Annotated in this window: 7 protein-coding genes and 2 pseudogenes; 3 read left to right on the forward strand and 6 right to left on the reverse strand. The window is 31.2% G+C overall.

The window, feature by feature from the left end:
- Positions 1 to 278 precede the first annotated feature (278 nt).
- The 6 genes and pseudogenes from RR45_RS10725 to RR45_RS10745 form a co-directional block, all read right to left on the reverse strand.
- On the reverse strand, positions 279 to 500 hold the full coding sequence (locus tag RR45_RS10725) for a plasmid recombination protein (RefSeq protein ID WP_425268463.1): 222 nt from the start codon (positions 498 to 500) through the stop codon (positions 279 to 281).
- Between the two features lie 264 nt (positions 501 to 764).
- Complete coding sequence (locus RR45_RS10730) at positions 765 to 959, reverse strand: hypothetical protein (protein ID WP_031366952.1); 195 nt, start codon at positions 957 to 959, stop codon at positions 765 to 767.
- A 196-nt stretch (positions 960 to 1,155) separates the two neighbouring features.
- A complete protein-coding gene (locus tag RR45_RS11570) occupies positions 1,156 to 1,407 on the reverse strand; it encodes a replication initiation protein (protein ID WP_341868405.1) in 252 nt (83 codons plus the stop codon).
- A 9-nt stretch (positions 1,408 to 1,416) separates the two neighbouring features.
- Positions 1,417 to 1,824, reverse strand: a pseudogene (locus RR45_RS11575) (replication initiation protein); the annotation flags it as partial.
- Between the two features lie 24 nt (positions 1,825 to 1,848).
- The gene (locus tag RR45_RS10740; RefSeq protein ID WP_031366954.1) at positions 1,849 to 2,142 is read right to left on the reverse strand and encodes a bacteriocin immunity protein; all 294 of its coding nucleotides are present in this window, start codon (positions 2,140 to 2,142) and stop codon (positions 1,849 to 1,851) included.
- A gap of 538 nt (positions 2,143 to 2,680) precedes the next feature.
- Positions 2,681 to 2,938 (reverse strand): annotated as a pseudogene (locus RR45_RS10745) (cysteine peptidase family C39 domain-containing protein); the annotation flags it as partial.
- An 82-nt stretch (positions 2,939 to 3,020) separates the two neighbouring features.
- On the opposite strand from RR45_RS10745, the gene RR45_RS11310 reads away from it, so the two are divergent.
- The 3 genes from RR45_RS11310 to RR45_RS10760 form a co-directional block, all read left to right on the forward strand.
- The gene (locus tag RR45_RS11310) at positions 3,021 to 3,197 is read left to right on the forward strand and encodes a hypothetical protein (RefSeq protein WP_167362612.1); all 177 of its coding nucleotides are present in this window, start codon (positions 3,021 to 3,023) and stop codon (positions 3,195 to 3,197) included.
- A 192-nt stretch (positions 3,198 to 3,389) separates the two neighbouring features.
- On the forward strand, positions 3,390 to 3,740 hold the full coding sequence (locus RR45_RS10755) for a plasmid mobilization protein (RefSeq protein ID WP_031366957.1): 351 nt from the start codon (positions 3,390 to 3,392) through the stop codon (positions 3,738 to 3,740).
- 12 nt (positions 3,741 to 3,752) lie between these two features.
- Positions 3,753 to 4,627 (forward strand): relaxase/mobilization nuclease domain-containing protein (locus RR45_RS10760; protein ID WP_179295341.1); only part of this gene is annotated, 875 nt, incomplete at its 3' end.

Below are 4,627 nucleotides of genomic sequence, written 5' to 3' on the forward strand. Positions count from 1 at the left end.
AAATCTTTAGCGATTTGTGCTTTTTGTCTACAGTCTGAGATAGGCTTCGCCTATTTTTTCTTTTTCAAAATATTGATTACTAATTGACCTCAATTTTAAAAATGTTAAGATAATATTAGTTTTCTTAACTAACACTATCTATGAAAGAGGTGTCTGTATGATTGAGATTGACATTTTAATTGTTTATTTTAAAAAACAATGTAGGGGTTCTATCTTTCGGAGCATGCAACGGCAATGAGAGATGATAAAGTGCCAAAACAATAACTTTGATAGCAAAGTTATTGTTTTTTAATATGAAAAAGTAAGATGTTCAATATCACTTTGATATAATCCGTTTTAAAATTATTTGTCCGTCCTGCCACCAAATCATAATTCAAGTGAGAGCGGGAAACATCAATATCTTCATTGCTGTGATTGGTGGTTTTTCGTTGGTCATGATTACCGATACCGACCAAATTATCAGCTTTCAATTTCGTCATTCTAGCAACTGCAAAACTCATCGTACGCACCTCATTTCGGGATATCTTCCAAGTAAAGTATAGTGGGCTCTACGAGGTAGTAGAGTTCCCCCCCTTCCTACTGGGAGAACTGCTATTTTTCTGCGCCTATTATCCGGCTAGAAAAACCTCCGGCGGGCTATTGCATAGCAAGCGCATTTCATGCAGAACTCTACCCGATCGGGGCAAGCTGATGTCAGCTTAACCACAAAAAAAGCTGACTCAAATATAGACAGCTGAAAAATATATTATCAATTAAATTTATGATTAAGACTGTTTTTTATTGCTAACATAATTAGCAATAAATCTAGCTAATATTGCTGCAACAATAACTAATATTACTCGCATCAAACCAGATTCATTTCCAAACACCTTATCCAACAAAGGTGCCAAAAAGAACGCTAGTAGAAAAAAAGCAAATGCTATCAAATATGTTATCCAGTAATTCCATTGTTTATTCATCTCTATTCCCCTCATTACTCAATATTTCGCCTGTTTCTTTATCAACATCAACTCTACTATATTAATATAAAAAATAAAATCATGCTTTTTTTTGAAATCATTTACCCTCTCCTAATCAAAATATATATAGTAAATATAACTTTTTTATTAAACATATTCAATACTTACTCTTTAATTTCTTTTATCATTGATGATACTATTTTGAATGTACGGTCCAGTTATTATGAATTTCAACTTGAACAATTTTACGATTATATCGACCTTGAAAGATTTCTAAGTCCATATCATCGATTTTTAAATTGATTTCTTCAACTGCCTTAGTTAAAATATTTTGTTTGAATTGCCCGTATGTGTATTCCTTTGGGGCGCCTAGCCACTCTCTAAATTCATCCGGAGTGCCCTGTAAAATAGCAATTGATTTGCCATTATCTCTGTCGCACTCACGCATGAGTTTATAAAGCAAAATAGAGTATCGACTTTTCAATTTAGTTGTATCGAGAAGTAGATGTTGTGTGTAGTTGTTTTTAAGACCTAACAAATGAGGTGCTAATTTTGGCGACAACTCTATCTTTACTTGACCATTTTCATGATATTCTGCAGATTGAACCCAACCAGTTTGAGTGATTGTTCGTTTTTCTTCATCATGGATAAGCACTTCTTTTTTTCGCAAGTCGCCAATAGCTTTAGCCATATCCGCATAGTTCTTACCGTTTTGCTTGATATTTAAGACTTTTGTCAATTCATACATAGAGGTATTTATTACATGAAATTTGTCATCATCAGGCATTATTTTTGAGATGACAAAGTCTATGAGTTTCAATTCTCTAGCAGTTAAGTCATGTCTAGCTTTATTGATTATATCGTTTGCCTCTACAACATAGTAAACATTTTATGAAATTGTACCATAAGCTATTGCTTGATCCCTTAATTTTTTTGAATCTAATTTTAAAGGTTTGACATCAGGCTGTATCTTTTTATAAATTTTCAATAATTTATCTGGAATATTTTTTCTATTTTTTGAAATTTCTCTTGATAAATCAGAGACTACATCTTCGTATTTTTCATCTTTATCTAGCCTATCTGCAGCTTCTAAGACTATCTTTTTAAATATAGGTTCTTTAATATCCGGATCATTATACACTGAATCTAAAAGAAGAAATAATTGTTTAGACTTATTTTCCATAAAAGTTACCTCAAATCCTTTAATTTAGTGTAGTTGTTCATAATTATTATCTCCTTTTATGTTTAAATATGGTTTACTAAAAACATTTCATAAGTTGTATTATTTCACTTTTTATCTGATATGTCAAAAGAAAACTGTACAAAAAAATATGTGTGTTTTAGATTTTAGACTTCATCTCTAACTTGAGTCGGAGTTTTATAATTTAGTGAACTATGGACTCGAATATGCCTGTTTAGTTATCACTGAAAATAGAGATTTTAAGGTATATGGTTAGGTATAAAATCAAGGTAAAATAACGAATTAACAATAGGCGATAGTATCAAAATCAAACCACCAAAGTACAAAAGTAAGGCTAGAAAGATTTTAAAAACATATCCTAGTGCCACTTGCCACGTAGGTGCTTGATATTTAAATATTGTCAAACTCATAATTTGTTTTAATCCAAAGCCTGATAAGGTTGAGAAAAACAAAAAGGCAAATACCAGCACACTGATACAAACTAATACAAGTCTTAGCATAATCGATTTGAAGATTATGCTAAGACTTGTTTATGCTTTCCCTTAGCTGGGTCTGCAATGTATAAAAAATCACCTTTAACATCATATACAACTACATAATGCATGAAACTATCATCAATTAGGACATGTGCAATTAATGGAAGTGGTAATTCTTTTTCTTTCCAAACAGAATTGTCAGCTTGAATAGCCAAACAATCAAAGTTTAATTTTTCAAATGTTTTTTTTAACCCAAATGCAGAAGTTCCATCTAAGTCTGTACCAGAAAAATCCCGCAACTTATCTCAAAATCTAGGAAAAGCCAACGGCTTATGAACTGACCTAAAAAAAATAAAAGAAAATGAGGATAAATAATGACACCTATTGAAATCACACAAAAAAATCCTTTCCAGTGTTAAAAATGATTTTAAAGATATTGAAAATCTAGGCATTGATTTGCTCTTTGAATACTCAACTACTATTGAATATTTAAAATCAATTTCTGATGATGAATTTGAAAATCTGAAAGATACAATTATCAATGTTGAATTACTATCTTAATCTTGAAAAGGGGGATTGGGGAACACCCCAAAAATTTATAAAAAAGGTAGGAGTGGTCAATTTGACCATTCCTGACCTTTTTATAAAACAGCAAGTGGCTATCCACTTGCTAGTCCTGCCAGATAAAAAGTTTACCACCCTGTCATACTTTTGTAACAAATAAACTTACCGTTTAAAGGAGATAAAATTACAATGGACTCAACTAAAAGAGAACGCTACATTCAAAAAATCATACGTCTTACACCCGATGAAAATAATTATATTAAACATAAAATGGATAATGCAGGTCGCACAAATTTCAATGCCTTTGCACTTGAAATGTTGATACAAGGTCAAGTAAATATTGTAGATTTTAAAACTTTGAGTGATCTAAAAATAGCGATTGATCGAGTCGGAAAAAATATCAATCAAATAGCTAGAAAGGTGAATGAAAAAGGTGATGTTTCAAAAGATGATATTGATGAAACAAAAAATCTACTTAATGAAATTGAAACTGTCGTCTATCAAACCATTCAAACAGAATATAATAATTATAAAAAATGAAAGTTGGATATTATGGTTGTTGTTAAAACAATGCAGGTCAAAACACCTGAACGACTAACAAAATCTGTTAAATATATTTTAAACCCTAAAAAAACAAATGTGCCTTATGTGGAAACTGACAAAGATTTCCCTGTCACATTTTCTGAAGATAAAAAATTGATGCAATTGGTATCAGGTCATAAAATTTCAAATGTCAATTTTGCTGACCAAGAATTTTTCTTAACTAAAATAATGGCAAATGCACAAAATGGCAATCCCGATAATTCTGATATGAACAATCCTAATCGGGTGATGGCACACCATATTGTACAATCTTTTTCCCCAGATGATAATCTAACACCTGAAGAAATTCATGAACTAGGCAGAAAAACAGTTTTAGAGTTGACTGGTGGTGATCATGAGTTCATAGTTGCAACTCACGTTGACCAAGATCATATTCATAATCACATTATTTTCAATACAACAAATTCTACAACCCTAAAAAAATTTAGATGGCAAAAGGGTACAACTCAAAGCCTACGAAATATTTCTGATAAACACGCTGATATTGCAGGTGCTAACATTTTAAGCAACACAATGAAAAACTCACATAAGAAATATTCAGCCTATCAAAGAAAAAATAATTTCAAACTGGAAATAAAAGAGCGCCTAAATTTTTTACTGAAGCACTCCACCTCTATCACTGATTTTAAAGAAAAAGCTAAGGCGCTCAATCTGATAATTGATGATACTGGAAAAAATGTAAAATACCGACTTGCTGACATGAAGCAAATACGAAATACACGTGATGATACTTTATCAAAACGTGGTAAATATGCCATGTCAAATATTGAAAAAATTGTCTCAAAAAATATGTCCGTATTTTCTCTACCTGAAATAAAAAATGA

Source organism: Pseudolactococcus chungangensis CAU 28 = DSM 22330, from assembly GCF_002441885.1.
Classification (GTDB): domain Bacteria; phylum Bacillota; class Bacilli; order Lactobacillales; family Streptococcaceae; genus Pseudolactococcus; species Pseudolactococcus chungangensis.

Coding starts and splice junctions, on each gene's coding strand:
- RR45_RS10725 (WP_425268463.1), bottom strand. CDS start 500: ATGAGTTTTGCAGTTGCTAGAATGACGAAATTGAAAGCTGATAATTTG.
- RR45_RS11570 (WP_341868405.1), bottom strand. CDS start 1,407: ATGCGTGAGTGCGACAGAGATAATGGCAAATCAATTGCTATTTTACAG.
- RR45_RS10740 (WP_031366954.1), bottom strand. CDS start 2,142: ATGGAAAATAAGTCTAAACAATTATTTCTTCTTTTAGATTCAGTGTAT.
- RR45_RS10755 (WP_031366957.1), top strand. CDS start 3,390: ATGGACTCAACTAAAAGAGAACGCTACATTCAAAAAATCATACGTCTT.
- RR45_RS10730 (WP_031366952.1), bottom strand. CDS start 959: ATGAATAAACAATGGAATTACTGGATAACATATTTGATAGCATTTGCT.